Origin of the sequence: Mycolicibacterium sp. Y3 (assembly GCF_051188035.1) — a bacterium.
In the GTDB taxonomy this organism is placed as follows: Bacteria; Actinomycetota; Actinomycetes; order Mycobacteriales; family Mycobacteriaceae; genus Mycobacterium; species Mycobacterium fluoranthenivorans.
Genome location: NZ_JAVQLT010000001.1, coordinates 4,866,314 through 4,882,720, shown reverse-complemented (window position 1 = coordinate 4,882,720; position 16,407 = coordinate 4,866,314). Strand labels below are relative to the sequence as shown.

Sequence of the window (16,407 nt, the reverse complement as noted above, 5' to 3'; positions counted from 1 at the left end):
GTTGCCTCGCAGGCTCGGCATCCGCATGCCAGATCGCCGATTCGCTCGGCGAGCCTCGCTCATGCCGCCACCGCCCGCATCGGCCGGGTCGGGATGTTGGAGACGACGATCCGCGGGCGGGTCATCGGCACGGTGATCGGGTCCTCGTCGGCGACGGCCCGTGCGTTCAGCTCGCGGTGCGCACTGCGCAACCGCAGCGCGGTGGTGATCAGCGACCCGTTGACCAGCTGGGCCAGCAGGATGGGCATGAGGCCGGGGAACGCGGTGGCCAGCACGGTGAACACGCACCGTTCGGTTTTGCCGAGCGGGCCGCCGTTGACGCGGGTGGCGCCCGCTCCGGCGGCGGCCAGCGATGCGAAAGTGGGCAGCGTCGCGGCCAGCGCGGCCAGTACCACCTGCAGGACGGTCCAGGACAGGACATGCAGGCCGGGGCCGTGCTGGCGGGCGGCCCAGACCGCGAGTCCGCCGAAGGTGAGCAGATCCGCGGTGCGGTCACCGATCTCGTTGACCACGAAACCCCACGGCCGGCTGACGCCGCGGGCGCGGGCGACGGCACCGTCGAGGTTGGCGCCGGCCAGTCGCAGCACCAGGAACACCGCGGCCAGATGCCACCAGCCTTGCGCGATGAACACGCCGGCAATCCCGGCGGCGAGCACACCGGCGGCGGTGAAGACGTCAGGTGAGATGCGATGGGCGACGGCGGCATTGAGGATGGGGGCGAGGCGGGCGGTGAACCACGGCTTGAGCGCATAGAGTCCGGCCATGCGGCGTCGCTGCGGGGTGGGCACATGCTGGTTCATGGCTGGCTCCTTTCGTGTCGAGGCGTTGTCGCCTGGTCACGAACAGGTTGCGGCCACGTGCTTGGGGGATTCTTGTCACGAAACGAGAACGTGCCGTCGATACGCGCAGGTGATGTCAGTCCCCGGTACGAGTGAAGGTCTCATCGAACTCGGACGTCATCGCGCAGGGCGCCGACTCCTCCCAATTACCATGCCCCAGTAGCAGATTGATCGGCTTCTGCGCCGGCTGCGGCATCGGGTACTGTCCGGTCGCGGTGATCTTGATGACCTTGCCGTCGCACATGCCCTCGGATTGGCTGTTGAGTGACCAGGTGCCGTTGGTGAACAGCAACGGCCGGAAATCCTCGGGTTTGTGGAAGTAGCTCATGCACCGGTCCCCGGTACGCAGACAGTCGGTTTTGACGGTGTAGTCGCCCTGAATCGGTGCCACGCCGTTGCGGAAGGTCCGGGTGCTGCGGTAGGTGCCGCGTAGGGCTTCGGCCGGGGAGACGACCCGCGGGGGCAGCTCGGCCGGGTCCGGCAGCGTGTCCACGTCGACGTCGGTGGTGCGGTTGAAGGTGAGGGTGGACCTGCCGGAACACGAATTGCCCGCGGCACCGGTGTAGTCACCGGTGAGGCTGCCATTGGGATGTTCGCGCAGCGTGAAGACGTACCAGATCTCGTCGGCGATGTCGTGGCACTTCTCGGCGGCGAGCGCGACGGCCACCCAGCGGTCGTCGATCCGGTCGAACTCCAACTTCGCCATCGGGGGACCACCGTCGCCGCTCTGCCGCTCGGCGATGGCCACACAGCCGTCGGGGCGACAGGCCGAACGCACCGCCCACATCGCCGTCGACGGCTTCGCGTCGTCCAAGGGGCCGCCGTCGATCAGGGTCGGCGCGCTGAACACGGCTTGGTAGATCCCGGTGAACGGGGGCGTCTCGGGGACCACGGAGGCGCTGGTGGTCGTGGTCGGCGCAGCGGTGGGCGCGTCGTCCTTGGTGAGTGCGACGGTCGTGCCGACGCCGCCGGCGACGAGCAGGACGACCGCCGCCACTGCGGTGAGGATCAACCCGGTGCGTTTCTTTCGCGGTGCCGGCGGCTGCTGCCACAGCTGGGTGGGAGCGGCGGGTTCGGGGCCGGAGGGACCAGAGGGATAGGTGAGGGCGCGTTGGGCGGCGCCGGCCAGCTCCACGGTGGTTGGGAAGCGCTGGGCGGGTTCCTTCGCCAGGCCGGTGGCGATCACGGGATCCATGGCGGCGGGCACGGTGGCGAGTTCCTGCGACGGTCGTGGTGGCGGCATCATCATGTGGCTGACCGCGACTTGTTCCAAGGTGTCACCCGGGAAGGGCAGGTTGCCGGTGAGGCATTGGTAGAGCACACATGCCAGCGCGTAGATATCGGAGCTGGGTCCGCTCTCACCGGTCCGAAAACGTTCGGGTGCCATATACGCCCAGGTACCGATCGTGGTGTTCGCCGACGTGAGTGCGGTGTCGGTGGTGGCACGAGCGATGCCGAAATCGATGAGATAGGCAAAGTCGTTGGGCGCCAACAAGATGTTGGAGGGTTTCACATCGCGGTGGATGAGGCCGGCCTGGTGCGCGGTGTGCAGCGCCGAGGCGATCTGGCCGATGATGTACACCGCACGTCCGGGATCGAGCGGACCGTTGTTGATCAAGGTCTGCAGGTCGGTGCCGTTGATGAGGCGCATGGTGACGTAGAGGCGCCCGTCGATCTCGCCGACGTCGTAGATGGGCACGATATGCGGATCGTCCAGCCGCGCCGCGGCGCGGGCTTCACGGCGGAACCGCGTCTCATAGTCAGGGTCCCGGGCGAAGTGCGGCAGCAGCATTTTCAGCGCGACGACACGATCGATCTCGGTGTCATGCGCCCGCCATACCTCGCCCATCCCGCCGCGGCCCAGCAGTTCGATCAGCTGGTAGCGGCCGAAAGGCGTCCCCTCCACCGGTTCAAGATAAACCAGTGCGGGCCCCGGGTCAGTGCTGATTGACCTGGGTGTTCACCTTGATGACCGGTCGTCCCGGCGGTTCGGGCTGCGGGTTGAAGCCATGGGTCTCGGCCGGGGTCACATGGCTCGTGAGTCCGGGCGGTTCCGGCTGGGGGTTGAACGCCGAGGCGGTCCCGGACGCAATGGCCAGGCTCGCGATGGCGAGACCGGTGGCGAGGACTACTTGCCTGAAGCTGTGCATTTCGGGTCCTTTCGGTGGGGTGGTGAGGCGAGCGTGCACGGCGGCGCTTGGCACATTCTTGGCGTGGATTTCCCTCCGCCCGCGGACTTGGCGACGTAGCGTCTGCCCCGTGAGCCGCCCCGTCACCGTGTTGTCCCAAGCCGAAGTGGTGCCGGCCCTCTTCGGCGTCTTGGCCGATATCGACCGCCTGCTGGACGGACTTCCCGAGGTGAGGTGGGAGGCGCGGGTGCCGTTGCCCGCCTGGCGGGTGCGCGACGTCGTGGCCCACGTCCTGGGTACCGAGCTGCTCCTGCAGGGGGAGTCGGCGCCGCCGGCGGAGGTGTCCGGCCTGACCCATGTGCGCAACCCGATCGGTGAGATGAACGAGGCCTGGGTGCAGCACCTCGGTGCGCTGACCCCGGAAGGCTTGTTCGCCCGGTTCCGGGAGGTCACCGCGAAACGGCGGGCCGAACTCGCGGCGATGCCCACCGAGGAGTGGAACGCGGTGATGGCGACACCGGTGGGGCCGGACAGCTATGGCCGCTTCATGCGGGTGCGGATCTTCGATTGCTGGATGCACGAGCAGGATATTCGGGAGGGATTGGGCCGGCCGTCCACCGACGAGGACCTGTCCTGTCCGGGTGCCCGGATGGCGCTCGACGAGATCGCAGCGGGCTTGGCCCGCGTCGTCGGCAAGCAGGGTAAGGCGCCTGCCGGGTCACGCGTGTTGTTCTCGTTGACCGGGCCGCTGTCGCGGGAGATCCGCGTGGCCGTCGATGAGCGTGCGGCTGTGGTGGAGGCGTTCGACGGTGAACCGACGACGGTGATCCGGATGGACGGGCTGCAGTTCACCAGGCGTTGCGGGGGCCGGCCGTTGGCGGTGACCAGGGCAGACGAGGTGGAGTGCGACGGAGACGTCGAGGTCGGGGAGCTGATCGTGGCGAATCTGGCGTTCGTCATCTGACCTGGAACATTTAATCGCTGGCCGTCGTTGAACAAAGCGCTATGATTGATCGTCCTGCCGAAACTCGGCGGGGATGCGAGGGGCTGAACGGTTTCGACTTCGCGCATCGAATCAAGGGAAGCGTGCCGGTGCAGGCAAGAGACCACCGTAAGCGTCGTTGCAACCAATTAAGCGCCGATTCCAATCAGCGCGACTACGCCCTCGCTGCCTAAGTAGCGACTGCGTGTCTGTCAGACCGGGAGCGCCCTCGGCCCGGACCCTGGCATCAGCTAGAGGGACCCACCCACGGGTTCGGTCGCGGGACCTGTGGGGACACCAAACAGCGACTGGGATCGTCATCTCGGCTTGTCTGCGTGACCGAGAGATCCGAGTAGAGGCATAGCGGACTGCGCACGGAGAAGTCTTGAGGGAATGCCGTAGGACCCGGGTTCAATTCCCGGCAGCTCCACAAGAGAAGGCCAGGGCACACAAGCCCTGGCCTTCTTTCGTAAACTGCCGCCCAGACTCTCGTTGGGCGCCATCGCGTTCGATCCACTGAGGCGGACCCGCGTCTACAACTCGTAGACGTCGACCAATCCATCCTGGACGGCCCGTGCGATCAGGGCGGCCTTGGTGCTGGCCGATCGTCCCACCGCGGCATACTTCGCCCGGATCCGCTGCAAATGTGAACTCACCGTGGCGCGTTCGATGGCCAGCCGTGCGGCGACATCCTCCTTGGTGCTGGCGTGACACCATGCGATCAGGACCTCGGATTCCCGATGCGTCAAGCCCGGGGACGCGACGCTGGCCGGGCTTGACGCCGGAGCGTACAACTCGGAGGCCGTGCACGTGGTCACCGCGGTGTAGCCCGACGGTCGGCGGTCTCCAGCGACGAATGCGACAGCCCCGGCATCAAGGTAGTGCAGCACTGCATCATCGAGAAGGGTTGTCCCGAAGAGTATTACGCGATACCCGGCAGTGGAGATTCGTCGCATGGCCGCAATATCCGCGTCGTCGTCATCATCGGAGGTTCGCGCAACGAGTACAAGATCGATGCGAGTGGTGGCGGACAGGCGGGCGCCTTCGAGAAAGTCGCTCAGGGTCGTGTACACGGCCGACACCGTGGCCGGGGCGCCGATCTCTTCCAGCCACCTGTAGATGCCGGTGTAGAACCGCTGCGTCGGTGGGCACACGATGACGACCGATAAGTGCGACCGATAGTCTTCGGCCATACCCACTCCTTGGCTCACACCTGAACGCACTCACCCGTGCAGGTTCCGCGGCACCCAACCAGCGATGGACGTGGCCGGCGCTCACCCTCGGCACTGAAGGAAGAGTGGTGGTGGTTCGCTATGTTTCAACCCAATGATGACATATCGCCTCATTTCCGCACGTGAGTAGTGGACTACCTAGATGCGCTTTTGAATTGCTCGTTGTGCCACGTCCCGACAGGTCCGGTGACGATCGACGTCACTCGCAGGCATCGACGGAATCCGCGTAGTGCAACCAATCCGGCAGGTCGGCGACGAAGGCGTTCTTGATGGCGGGCGCACCTGCCGCGCGCCAGTCCACCCAGTCGTTGATCTCGATCTCGAACTTGCGCCATTCGAACCAATTGATCATCTTGAGCTGCGGAAAGCGCTGGCGTGTCTCCGCCGAGAAAACCTGACGCCACCATGCCTGTTTGACGTCCAGTTCGGACTGGCCGCTGCGTGACGGGGTGAAGATGGCAGCTGTTTCCACGATGGCGACCGGCTTGTGGTGCTGTACTCCGTAAACCTGATAGAAGTCGGGCACTCCCAGGTCGTCGCCGGCTGTTCCGTCGTACGTGCCGGTCAACATATCGATGAACTTGTGGGGCTCGGTGATCTCGTTGTTGCCCCACGGCCGTCGATTTCCCCAGTGGTAGAGCGACACGCCAACCCAGTCGACGTAGGCGTCGCCGGGGTAGTAGGGCTCGTAGGAGTCGTCAGTCATGGTCAGTACACCGTCGTGGTCGGTGTCGAGTTCGTGATAGACCTCGGTGCCGGGCGCGGCGGCGAACTTCCCACCCGAGAATGGGTACCCGCCACCATAATTCGGTGCCCACATCATGGCCGACCCCGGCGCGATATGGTGCACGGCATCAGCCACCTGACGGAAGACCGCCTTGTAGTGGTCGGGCTGCTGGCCCCAGGCGTACCAGGATCCGTTCATCTCGTGGGCAAACCGCACGATGACGGCGACACCGCTGTTGTTCAAATCCAGGAGGTCGTAGGCGAGTGTCCGGATCACCTCGGGGCTCACCGTATCGAGTCCGCCGTGCGGCTCCAGCGTCAACAGCAAAGCCCCACCGTTCTCTTTGATCTGGCGGGCAGCGCTTTTCGTGTGTTCCCAGGTCGGCCGGTCGTAGGGAATGTCGGAGAACTCCACCGCCACCGCCGGGGAATGGCCCAGGTTCGCCCGGTGCTCGCCGAGTGTTTCGGACTTCCAGTCCAGGTTGACCCCGAAAAGCACGCCGTCCTTCGGTATCACCGCACTGGCATTGCTGACTTTGCATCGTCCGAGCAGCAGCTGCAGGGGCCTGATCTGCGGTTCGATGACGATGACCAGGATGACGCCCAGCAGCATGGCGATCAGCGGCACAACGACATTCTGGCCGCGCCGTCGACGGCGGGTGGGGTGGGCGACGAACTCCGGTTCCTCCCTTTCGTGACGGGCGGAGGTGTCACCGTGCTCGCCCGGTCTCGGGAATGTGCGAACTCCGTTGTCGTGCATATCATGTGTCATGCCCAGCGCCTTTCATCGACACAGGTCGAATGACCGGACGAAGATCCGCGACATTGCGTTTCGTCGGCCGAGGTTCTCGCAGTTGACGTTGCCTGTGACTGTCTCCGTGCTTGCGTTGCTCACCGGCTGTGGGCACGACGCCTCCCCGGCGGCCGCCGGGGAGCGTGCGTCCCACTGGATCGACTGGGGTGTCTTCCTGCCCGACGACGGGGCGCCGTCCAGCAATCTGTGGACCGTCCGGGAAATGACCGGCTCTCAGCCGCGTTATGTCATGCGGTTCGCCGCGCTCGACGACCGCACACCGATTCCCGAACTCAATGTCATCGCGAGTTCCGGTGCGGAACCGATCATCACCTTGGAGCCTTGGCAGCCGGGCGCAGGAGTAGACCAACCGGAATATGCGTTGTCGCATATCGCTTCTGGTGATTTCGACACTCAGATAGACACGTGGGCGCACAACCTCGCAGAGTGGGGCCAGCCCGTCGTGCTGCGTTTCGCGCACGAGATGAACAGCGATCACTATCCATGGTCGGTCGGCGTCAACGGGAACTCGGCGGAGGACTACCGCGCGGCGTGGGCTCATGTGCGGGAACGCTTTTCGCGTGCACGGGCGGGCAATGTGTCGTTCATGTGGTGCCCCGATGCGCCAGGGGAAGGATCCAACGACCTTGCGAGCACCTATCCCGGTGCGGAGTCGGTCGACTTGTTGTGCCTGGATGGCTACAACTGGGGTGACGGCAGCGGGCATACGTGGCGCAATCCGGAACAGATCTTCACCGATGGTCTGAACCAACTTCGGGCGTTGGAAGGAAATCGTCCGATCGTGATCGCCGAGACAGCCAGCGTTGAGGGACCGCAGTCGGGCACGGATAAGGCCGCCTGGATCAACAAGCTGTTCGAATTCCTCAGACGCGAGGACAGGGTCGCTGCCGTGGTCTGGTTCCAGATGGACAAGGAGCGTGATTGGCGCCTGAATTCGTCCGGCCAATCCCAGCAAGCGTTCAAGCGGGCCCTCGCCGACCGGTAACGGCCGTGATCGACAATTCATCTCGGCGTCGGCATCTGTCGATGTCCTCGCCGTCACCTCGGGCCGGACATGATCGTGGAGTGGCGGTGTGCCCCGCGGCCACGCTGTGCTGGGCCTCGGCGCCACGGACCGTTCGCGTATGCCGAGTCGGCGGCCTCTTCCGGGTCACCGTGCAATCGCGTCACGTGTGACAGTGCCATCGTCTCGTAGGCCAACGCGAACGAGCGAGAGTCACCGAAGATTCTGAGATCGCCGCCACTGGTGCGCAGCAGCCGAAGCAGGTCCACGACAACGGCCACGGCCGACGGGGTGATGGTGCGGACGCCGGACACATCGACGAGGACAACCGGTGCACCGTCGAGGACGCTCTCCGCGACGTGGGAACGCAATGCCAACGCCGCGACGGCATCGAATCTGGCTGCCGCATAAAGGAGGATGGCCAGCTCCGCGCCTGCTGCCCGGACCGGCACGTTCGCGGCGGGGGGTGTCGGTGCGTGGTATGGCTCGATGGCGGCGGTGCTTGCGGCGTTGGCGGGATGGTGGATAGCGGCGATGACGTCGCGCACCTCATCGGTCAGCGCCGCTGGGAAGGGGCTGTCGATGTGGTCGGGCCCGCGGTACCGCGCGGCGCGCGTCATGGCCGACAGCAGCACGATATCGATGCCGACCCAGATCAGCGTGATGATCGAGGCGAACAACGGACGTTCACCGTCGGCCGCTTGGATGGCGCCGTAGCCGCCGGCGAGCACCAGGGCCGCCATCGCGATCAGTTGCGGGCGGATGTGGCGCAGCCCGATACCTGTTGCTTGCTTGGTCTTTTGGGTGACGGCGAAGGTCAGCGCCTTACCGAAGAACGCCGCACTCGCCCCGGCAATCGTGGCCTTGATCCAGGTCGGGAACAGCGCGAACGACATCTGTTGCCCACGCCACAGCCCTCGGGAACGGTTGCCGGCGACGACGAACAGCGTTTGCGAGCACAAGAAGAACGGCATGAAGTACACGAAGAACGCGATCGAGTCGCACTTGATGGGGAAGATCCCGCTGACCAGGAACACCATCGGCGCCGCGATGTACACGACAGCGGCAAACCCGTTGAGGTAGCTGGTCATGGTGGCCAGGTACATCAGGCGCTGACCGATGGTGAGTCCACGCAACAACAGCGGATTGTCGGAGAAGAAGACCTGCATGGTTCCGGTCGCCCAGCGTTGGCGTTGGGAGAGCATGGTCCGCACGTCTTCGGGAGCGAGCCCTTGGACCAGCACCTCGTGGTGGTAGACGCTGGCCCAGCCCAGCGCATGCAGGTGCATCGCGGTGGCCATGTCCTCGGTGATCGATGACGTGACGATCGGATCGATGGCCAGTGCCCGGTCGGTACGGGCCACTTCTGCTGCGCCGAGGGTATCGGTGATCGCGTCGATTACCGGCTGCGGCAGCATGTCCGACAGGGCGATGCTCTTGATCTGGCGACGCAGCACGTAGGTCACGTCGGCGAGCACGTCGCCACGGCGGACCCTCGCCTCGGCTTCGACCAGCAGCCCCACCGCACGGCGGCCGATGATCTGCCCGATGTCACCGGGGAGATGGATGTTCACGGCTGCCTGTACGCGCCGGCGCCCATCGTGTAGCGCCTTGCGCACGCGTTCTGCGGCTGACCGCGAGAACATGGTCAGGCCAAGCGCCATGAGAGCTTCGCGACGCAGGACGGCGTTGGATCCGCAGAAGAACGCCGCACCCCAACCGTCCTTACCCTGCTGAATGGGACCGTAGAACAGGTCTGCACCGCTGCCGAGGGGATCAGATCGCGGTACGTTCCAGAAACGTTGCGGCGTTTGGACGAACGCGACTTCTGGGTCGTCGAAGTAGCCCAGGACGCGGTCAAGGAACGCGGGATCGGGCACCTGGTCTGCATCGAAAACAGCGATGAACTCGCCGGATGTGCGGAACAGCGCATTGTTGACGTTGCCCGCCTTGGCAAATCGAGGTCGTCCATCCCAGTCAGGACCACGGACGATGTAGCCCACGCCGATTCGCTTGGCCGCGTCGGCGAACTCTTGCCGATTGCCGTCATCGAGAATCCACGTCTTGTGTGGGTAGGTCATGTCGCGTGCCGCGATCGCCGAGGTGAGAACGATCTCGAGTGGCTCGTTGTACGTTGCGATGAAGACGTCGACGGTCCGACCGCGCTGCGCCGGCGGGGGAGCGGGTCGTCGGCGAGAGTTCCACATGGTCACGCCATAGAGCACGGATTCGCCGAAGCTGTAGGTCTCTGCCAGCACCAACGGAACGGCAATCCACCAGGCCCCCCAGGCGATGGTCGACGACCATCGCCAGACCATGTAGGTCCCACCGAAAGCCACGACCAGCAATGCCAGACAACGTACGACCAAGAGTCGGCCACTAGTCATTCTGAGCTCTTTTCATCTCGATATAAGAGTTGCCAAAATCGCACGACAGCTAATTGTTTGTTATTTACCGGTAGTGCTCTATCGCTATTAGATTGTATTTCCATGCTCGATGTATGCGTCTATCGATTTACGCAATTTATGCTCACTAAGTCTGAGCGTTCAAGCAAAATTAATCGTCCACGCCGAAGGATTGTAAGGCGCGCAAGAAGGTAATTCATCGAGCCATTCGAGCCGAAACGTTTCGGCGGCCGTGAACCCCGAAGTCGTCCGGACGGTCACGAAGAGATGCGGAATTACCTGCATAAATATGTCTGCCTCAGGAGTCCTCCCCGTGGAACCCGCATGATCGCACATACCCGCAGTCCCCATTGATTGCGCTCGCAACAATCACCCCGAATCAAGGCTCATCGCCTCGATTAACTTATACAAGCCTGCTCACCGACCCGCGCGACGAGATAAGGGCATAATCTGTGATGTGCATCACGAAAGGCGATCTCGATGCCGATATTAGTACGTATGACGTCATACGATTGAACGACTCAATGATACGAACGTACTAATGATTGAAAATTTACTGGGAGAGATAAGCCGCGCTGTGATTTTTCGGTTATCGTTCACCCATGTCAGCGCCACAGGTACTGCTGCCCCGTACCGCCGTAGTTCCCGCTGCAGGACTCGGCACCCGCTTTTTGCCCGCGACCAAAACTGTGCCGAAAGAACTTCTTCCCGTGGTCGACACGCCAGGAATTGAGCTGGTTGCCGCAGAAGCGGCGGAGGGTGGCGCCGAGCGGCTCGTCATCATCACCTCACCCGGGAAGGACGGAGTGGTAGCGCATTTCGTCGAGGACCTCGTCTTGGAAGGCACTTTGGAGGCCCGTGGGAAACACTCGATGCTGGAGAAAGTCCGTCGAGCCCCCGCGCTGATCAAGGTCGAAGCGGTTGTTCAGCACGAACCACTGGGTCTCGGGCACGCGGTGTCGTGTGTGGAACCGCTGCTCTCGCCCGACGAGACTGCAATCACTGTTCTGCTGCCTGATGATCTGGTATTCCCGACGGGCGTGCTCGAAACGATGATGGCGGTCCGCGAGGCGTTCGGCGGATCGGTGTTGTGCGCCATCGACGTACCCCAGGAGGATATCGGGGCGTACGGCGTCTTCGACGTCGCCCCGATGCCGCCGATCATCAATCCAGATGTTCTGCGGGTCAAAGGAATGGTGGAGAAGCCGGCTCCGGGAGAGGCGCCTTCGAATTTCGCGGCGGCGGGCCGCTACTTGTTGGATCGCGCCGTCTTTGACGCACTGCGGTCTACGCCTCGCGGGGCCGGTGGCGAAATCCAACTCACCGACGCCATTGCGGGGATGGCGGCGCAGGGGCACCCCGTCCACGTTGTGGTACACCGGGGCGCGCGCCACGACCTGGGCAATCCCGAGGGGTATCTCAAGGCTGCAGTGGATTTCGCGCTCGATCGCCCGGACTACGGCCCAGGGCTACGAAGTTGGCTTCTCACGCGACTGGGAATCACCGCAGCGGTCGCGGTGGGGGCGTGAACCGCTTCGACTGATCGTCGGGGCGGCGCGATCGTGAGTAAGGCTGAGTGCCGGGGGACAGGGGGTTCAGATGAACGGTCGGTCTATCGCGGCGCTCGTTGTGCTCGTGATGGTTTCCGTGGTGGCCTGTGCGGCCCACAGCGAGTCGTCTGATGGGCCTTCGTGGAGTGATCACACGGGTGAAGGGGTATGGCAATCAGACGATGTCAGCGCCTCGACCGGGGCGCCCCCGGCAAGCGGAGCCGCCCTGACCGGGTATGCGTTCGAGGCGCAGGGCACGCAGCACATCGTCTACGTCGGAGCGCAGGATCGGCATCTGTTGGAGCTGTGGTGGAACGTCAACGGCTGGCATTTCGCCGATCTCACCGTCGCTGCGCGCGGGGTGCCGGTCGCGGATCAGTCGTCGGTGTACGGCTATGCGTTCGACGGACAGATGACCGAGCACATCATCTTCGTCGGTGTTGATGGCCATCTTCACGAAACGTGGTCGGACGCCGGCCAATGGCGCAGCGGCGACCTGACGCTGGCCACGGGTACCGTCCCGCCCGCGCTCGGCCCGGGGAACATCTCCGGGTATGTCGCCGCGGCGAGTGGGTCCCAGCATGTGGTGTTCGTGGGTGTTGACGGCCACATCTATGAGTTGGCCTACGGCCAAACAGGCTGGTATGCAGCCGATCTCACTGACATCACGAAGTCTCCGTCACCCGCGCCGAAGGGTGAGCTCAGGGCCTACGCCTTCGAGAGTGAGGGAACTCGGCACGTTGTCTTTGCCGGTGTCGATGGTCGTCTGCATGAGCTGTGGTCGGGTGGTGCCGGTTGGCAATCCAGCGATCTCAGCAGTGCCACCAACACGCCGAGTCCGACGAGTTCTGCGGGAAATCTCGCCGCCTACACCACCGCGGCCACACGAACCCAGCACATCGTGTTCACCACCGTAGACGGGCGCCTGCTGGAACTGTGGTCCGGGCGCACCGCCGGCTGGCACGTCACCGACCTGAGTGCGGTCGCGCCCGCACTGCCGGCGCGCCGTCTCAGCGGTTATGCCTTCGATCGGCAGGGCACCCAGCACATCGTGTATGTCGGCGCCGACAGTCGGCTCTACGAACTGTGGTGGACCGACGGCTGGCACGCCGGCAACCTGACCGCGGCCACCGGGGATCCTCCGTGTGGACCAGATGTCATCGCGGGATACACCTTCGAGGCGCAGCAGACTCAACACGTCATCTGTGTCGGTGTCGCCGATGCCCACATCCACGAGCTGTGGTGGGGCCCGCCGTCCGGTCAGGCTCAGCAACCGGCGGTGCGCTGATGCCGGCGTAGACATCTGCCTGCGGTTCAGGCCTGTCAATGGGTCCGGTTCGTTTCCTTCGCGACTCGCCGTCCGCGGCGTTGAGTTCCCCCAAATGAGGCGGCCACGTCGCGTAGCGTCCGAAGCGTGCTGTCTTTGCTGGCCCGCGTGGTCATCGCGGCCCCGAAACGGGTACTTCTCGCGGTCGGGCTGCTGACGATCGTCGCCGGGGTGTGCGGTGCCACGGTCACGGAGCACCTGGGCGCTGCCGGCTTCCAGGACCCGAGTTCCGAATCGGCGCGGGGGACCAAGGTGCTCACGCAGAAGTTCGGCCAGGGCGATATGGACCTGACCTTCGTGGTGCGAAGCTCCGGCGGGGGCAGCGTCCTGGAACCGGCGGCCGTGACGGCCGGTCGCAAGCTCGTCGCGGACCTACGGGCCACCCCGCATGTCAGCGGTGTCGAATCACCCTGGGACGGTTCCCCCGCCGGTCAGGGGTTGCTCAGCGCCGACCGCAGGACTGCGGTGGTGATCGCGCAGATCACCGGGGGCGAGAACGAGGCGCCCAAGAACGGCAAGAACGTGGCCGACACGGTCACCGGTGACCGTGATGGTCTCACCGTGCTGGCCGGTGGCACGGCGATGGTGTCCGCGGAGATCAACGAGCAATCCGAAAAAGACCTGCTCATCGCCGAAGCCATCGCGCTGCCACTCTCCCTGCTCGTACTCATCTGGGTGTTCGGCGGCGTGTTCGCTGCCCTGCTCCCGCTCGTGGTCGGCGGTATGGCCATCGTCGGCACCCTCGGGATGCTGCGCGGAATAACCCTTTTCGCCGATGTGTCGATCTTCGCGCTCGACCTCACCACCGCCATGGGTCTGGCACTCGCGATCGACTACACGTTGCTCCTGGTCAGCCGGTACCGAGAGGAGTATGGACTGGTCGGTGATCGCGATGAGGCCCTGCGCCGGGCGGTGGCGAAAGCCGGTCGCACGATTCTGTTCTCGGCCTGCACGGTCTTCCTCGCGGTGGGCGCGCTCGCGGTGTTCCCGATGTACTTCCTGCGGTCGATGGCCTATGCGGGCTGCGGCGTGGTGGCGCTGGCCGGCCTCTACGCCGTCGTGGTAGCCCCGGCGGTGATCACGCTCCTGGGCGACCGGATCGAGTCACTCAACATCCGCACGGCGATCGGACGGGAGACCACGGACCCGGACATCCGGCACAGCGTGCTCTACCGGACCGCCACGTTCGTCATGCGGCACGCGATCCCGTGCGCGCTGGCGGTGATCGCGCTGCTGCTGATTCTCGGCGGCCCGTTCCTCAGTGCGCGGTTCGGGCTCCCGGATGATCGCGTGTTACCCGCGACCGCGCAGTCACGCCAGGTGGGGGATACGTTGCGTGCGGAGTTCCCGGGCAACGCCGCGGTTGCGACCTCGATCGTCATCCCCGATGCCCGTAGCCTGACCGGCAGCGACATCGCCGCGTATGCCGCCGCGTTGTCCGACGTTCCCGGTGCCGTCGCGGTGTCTGCGCCGAAAGGCTCCTACGTGCACGGCCGCGTCGTCGGCCCCCCGCTGTTGCCGACCGCGCTCAAGGACGGCAGCCTGTGGATCTCGGTGGCGATCGAGCATCCGTCGTCGGACTCGTTGTCCCGGGCGGAACTCGACCGGCTGCGCGCGGTGCCCGTGCCGCACAGCGTCGAGGCGCTGTTCACCGGTGCCAATCAGCTCAACCAGGACTCGGTGGATGAGATCGTCCGGCTGCTGCCCACGGTCCTGCTGCTCATCGCGGTCACCACATTCGTGTTGATCTTCCTGCTCACCGGAAGCCTCCTGCTGCCGGTGAAAGCCTTGGTACTCAACACGTTATCCCTGTCGGCGACGCTCGGAGCGCTGGTGTGGGTGTTCCAGGAGGGGCATCTGGGCGGCCTCGGCACCACACCGACCGGCACACTGGTCGCCGATGTGCTGGTGTTCCTGTTCGCGACCGCGTTTGGGTTGTCCATGGACTACGAGGTGTTCCTGCTGTCCCGGATCCGCGAACACTGGCTTGCGACGGGCAACAACGACGAAGCGGTGGCGCTCGGGATCGCCGGTGCGGGCCGGGTGATCACCGCGGCCGCGATTCTCATGGTGATCGTCTTCGCGGCGCTGTCCAGCGGCCAGGTCGCCTTCATGCGGATGGTCGGCGTGGGACTCGCGCTCGCCGTCGTGGTCGATGCGACGCTGGTGCGGATGGTGTTGGTGCCGGCCGTCATGAAGCTTGCCGGTAAATGGAATTGGTGGGCTCCCGCACCGCTGGCGACGTTGCACGCCAAGGTGGGGATCAGCGAGTCAGGCTGATCTTTCCGGCCAGTTCGTGGTCGAGCAGGAAGGCGCCGGATTCGCCCAGATTCGGTGGGTGGAACGAATACGCCGAGATGCACGAGGAGAGGTATGCGATCTCGGGGTCGGTGGCGAAGGCGACGCCACCCACCTTCGCCACCAGGCGGGCCACACTGGTCTGCAGCTGGTCGCGCAGGCCGAGCCGGATCCACAACAGGTCGGCGAACAGGTCGTCGCTTCGATCGCCGGCGTCGTATCGCGCGGCGATCATCCGCAGTGCGCGCCACACCCCTTCGACCGGTGAGAACAGTTCGACGAAGTCGGCCGGGGTGAAGTCGTCGCGGCTGGCCAACTTGAGCGCGAGCCGGGTTGCCGCGCCGACGTAGCCGGCGGTGATGATCAGACCGAACAGGACGTAGCCCGACTTCTCGTTGCGGCCGTGGGGATCTTCGATGTCGCTGACCATCATCAGCTCGTTCGGCACGAAGACATCCTCGAAGACCACCGCGTGGGTCTGCGCACCCGACAGGGGTGCGCTGGTCCACAGCGGGGTGACGCTGAGCCCGGGGCTGCCGTTGAAGATCACGGTGATGGCCCGCTGTTTGGTGTCATCGAGCAGCACGCTGGCCATCACACAGTCCATACTGTCGGCGAGGCTGCACGGCTTCTTCTGTCCCGTGAGCGTGTATCCACCGTCGGCCGGGCTGGCCTGCATCGTGGGGCGGAAGACGCTGCCGGCGATCGTGCCCTCCGAGAAGCCGGAAGCGAACACCGTGCGGTTCTCGATCAGCGATTTGATCAGGCCGACGGTCTCCTCGTCGGCCGTGTTCGCGAAGTCGGCCAACCCCGCCACCGACAGGTAGTGCATGGTGGTCGCCGCGGCGAGGGAGGGGCTCAGGTAACCGACACCGCGTTGCAGCTCAAGGGTTTCCACGCAGGTCGCACCCAGTCCGCCGAGGGCACTCGGCGCGGTCAACCGGGGTCCGTCGTGCTCCTTCCAAAGCGCGACGACGTTGGTCGACGGGTCCTCGGCGGCCATCATGCCGAGCGTCTCCAAGGTGTCGGCGAGATCAGGCAGGTGATGACGGACGGCTGCCACGTGTGACAGTCTTGCCTCGAGTCCGGTGCGGTCCATGTG

General features: G+C 64.9%; 12 protein-coding genes and 1 other RNA gene. 6 read left to right on the top strand and 7 right to left on the bottom strand.

Features of this window, described 5'->3' with window-relative positions:
- Positions 1 to 59: 59 nt before the first annotated feature.
- From QN239_RS23730 to QN239_RS23720, 3 genes are all read right to left on the bottom strand, one after another.
- Positions 60 to 800, bottom strand: a complete 741-nt coding sequence (locus QN239_RS23730; RefSeq protein ID WP_499014180.1) for a CDP-alcohol phosphatidyltransferase family protein — start codon at positions 798 to 800, stop codon at positions 60 to 62.
- A 115-nt stretch (positions 801 to 915) separates the two neighbouring features.
- The gene (locus QN239_RS23725) at positions 916 to 2,745 is read right to left on the bottom strand and encodes a serine/threonine-protein kinase (RefSeq protein ID WP_499014179.1); all 1,830 of its coding nucleotides are present in this window, start codon (positions 2,743 to 2,745) and stop codon (positions 916 to 918) included.
- A gap of 31 nt (positions 2,746 to 2,776) precedes the next feature.
- Positions 2,777 to 2,989: a hypothetical protein gene (locus QN239_RS23720; protein ID WP_499014177.1), complete on the bottom strand. Its 213-nt coding sequence runs from the start codon at positions 2,987 to 2,989 to the stop codon at positions 2,777 to 2,779.
- Positions 2,990 to 3,098: 109 nt separating this feature from the next.
- Here QN239_RS23720 and QN239_RS23715 point away from each other — a divergent pair, with 109 nt between their 5' ends.
- Positions 3,099 to 3,932: a maleylpyruvate isomerase family mycothiol-dependent enzyme gene (locus QN239_RS23715; RefSeq protein WP_499014175.1), complete on the top strand. Its 834-nt coding sequence runs from the start codon at positions 3,099 to 3,101 to the stop codon at positions 3,930 to 3,932.
- Between the two features lie 79 nt (positions 3,933 to 4,011).
- Positions 4,012 to 4,383: a transfer-messenger RNA gene (gene ssrA, locus QN239_RS23710) on the top strand.
- A 100-nt stretch (positions 4,384 to 4,483) separates the two neighbouring features.
- Here the strand turns inward: ssrA and QN239_RS23705 are convergent.
- The gene (locus tag QN239_RS23705; protein WP_499014173.1) at positions 4,484 to 5,143 is read right to left on the bottom strand and encodes a helix-turn-helix transcriptional regulator; all 660 of its coding nucleotides are present in this window, start codon (positions 5,141 to 5,143) and stop codon (positions 4,484 to 4,486) included.
- Between the two features lie 238 nt (positions 5,144 to 5,381).
- Positions 5,382 to 6,680, bottom strand: a complete 1,299-nt coding sequence (locus QN239_RS23700) for a glycoside hydrolase family 26 protein (protein WP_499014171.1) — start codon at positions 6,678 to 6,680, stop codon at positions 5,382 to 5,384.
- Between the two features lie 271 nt (positions 6,681 to 6,951).
- On the opposite strand from QN239_RS23700, the gene QN239_RS23695 reads away from it, so the two are divergent.
- Entirely contained in the window at positions 6,952 to 7,707 is a 756-nt protein-coding gene (locus QN239_RS23695; protein ID WP_499014169.1) for a glycoside hydrolase family 26 protein, read from the top strand.
- A 53-nt stretch (positions 7,708 to 7,760) separates the two neighbouring features.
- Here QN239_RS23695 and QN239_RS23690 read toward each other — a convergent pair whose 3' ends face one another.
- Positions 7,761 to 10,112: a glycosyltransferase family 2 protein gene (locus QN239_RS23690; RefSeq protein WP_499014167.1), complete on the bottom strand. Its 2,352-nt coding sequence runs from the start codon at positions 10,110 to 10,112 to the stop codon at positions 7,761 to 7,763.
- 620 nt (positions 10,113 to 10,732) lie between these two features.
- Between QN239_RS23690 and QN239_RS23685 the strand changes: the two genes are divergently transcribed.
- The 3 genes from QN239_RS23685 (at position 10,733) to QN239_RS23675 (ending at position 15,287) form a co-directional block, all read left to right on the top strand.
- Positions 10,733 to 11,659, top strand: a complete 927-nt coding sequence (locus QN239_RS23685) for a UTP--glucose-1-phosphate uridylyltransferase (RefSeq protein ID WP_499014166.1) — start codon at positions 10,733 to 10,735, stop codon at positions 11,657 to 11,659.
- Positions 11,660 to 11,729: 70 nt separating this feature from the next.
- Positions 11,730 to 12,968 (top strand): hypothetical protein, encoded by a 1,239-nt coding sequence (locus QN239_RS23680; protein ID WP_499014164.1) that lies wholly within the window; start codon positions 11,730 to 11,732, stop codon positions 12,966 to 12,968.
- A gap of 126 nt (positions 12,969 to 13,094) precedes the next feature.
- The gene (locus QN239_RS23675; protein WP_499014162.1) at positions 13,095 to 15,287 is read left to right on the top strand and encodes an MMPL family transporter; all 2,193 of its coding nucleotides are present in this window, start codon (positions 13,095 to 13,097) and stop codon (positions 15,285 to 15,287) included.
- Here QN239_RS23675 and QN239_RS23670 read toward each other — a convergent pair.
- Entirely contained in the window at positions 15,271 to 16,404 is a 1,134-nt protein-coding gene (locus QN239_RS23670) for an acyl-CoA dehydrogenase family protein (protein ID WP_499014160.1), read from the bottom strand. The two genes, QN239_RS23675 and QN239_RS23670, sit on opposite strands and share 17 nt — an antisense overlap.
- Positions 16,405 to 16,407: the final 3 nt, after the last annotated feature.

Excerpts from the sequence above, each read along its gene's own strand:
- QN239_RS23680 (WP_499014164.1), top strand. The coding sequence starts at position 11,730 with ATGAACGGTCGGTCTATCGCGGCGCTCGTTGTGCTCGTGATGGTTTCC.
- QN239_RS23700 (WP_499014171.1), bottom strand. The coding sequence starts at position 6,680 with ATGACACATGATATGCACGACAACGGAGTTCGCACATTCCCGAGACCG.
- QN239_RS23730 (WP_499014180.1), bottom strand. The coding sequence starts at position 800 with ATGAACCAGCATGTGCCCACCCCGCAGCGACGCCGCATGGCCGGACTC.
- QN239_RS23690 (WP_499014167.1), bottom strand. The coding sequence starts at position 10,112 with ATGACTAGTGGCCGACTCTTGGTCGTACGTTGTCTGGCATTGCTGGTC.
- QN239_RS23705 (WP_499014173.1), bottom strand. The coding sequence starts at position 5,143 with ATGGCCGAAGACTATCGGTCGCACTTATCGGTCGTCATCGTGTGCCCA.
- QN239_RS23670 (WP_499014160.1), bottom strand. The coding sequence starts at position 16,404 with ATGGACCGCACCGGACTCGAGGCAAGACTGTCACACGTGGCAGCCGTC.
- QN239_RS23695 (WP_499014169.1), top strand. The coding sequence starts at position 6,952 with ATGCGGTTCGCCGCGCTCGACGACCGCACACCGATTCCCGAACTCAAT.
- QN239_RS23720 (WP_499014177.1), bottom strand. The coding sequence starts at position 2,989 with ATGCACAGCTTCAGGCAAGTAGTCCTCGCCACCGGTCTCGCCATCGCG.
- QN239_RS23685 (WP_499014166.1), top strand. The coding sequence starts at position 10,733 with ATGTCAGCGCCACAGGTACTGCTGCCCCGTACCGCCGTAGTTCCCGCT.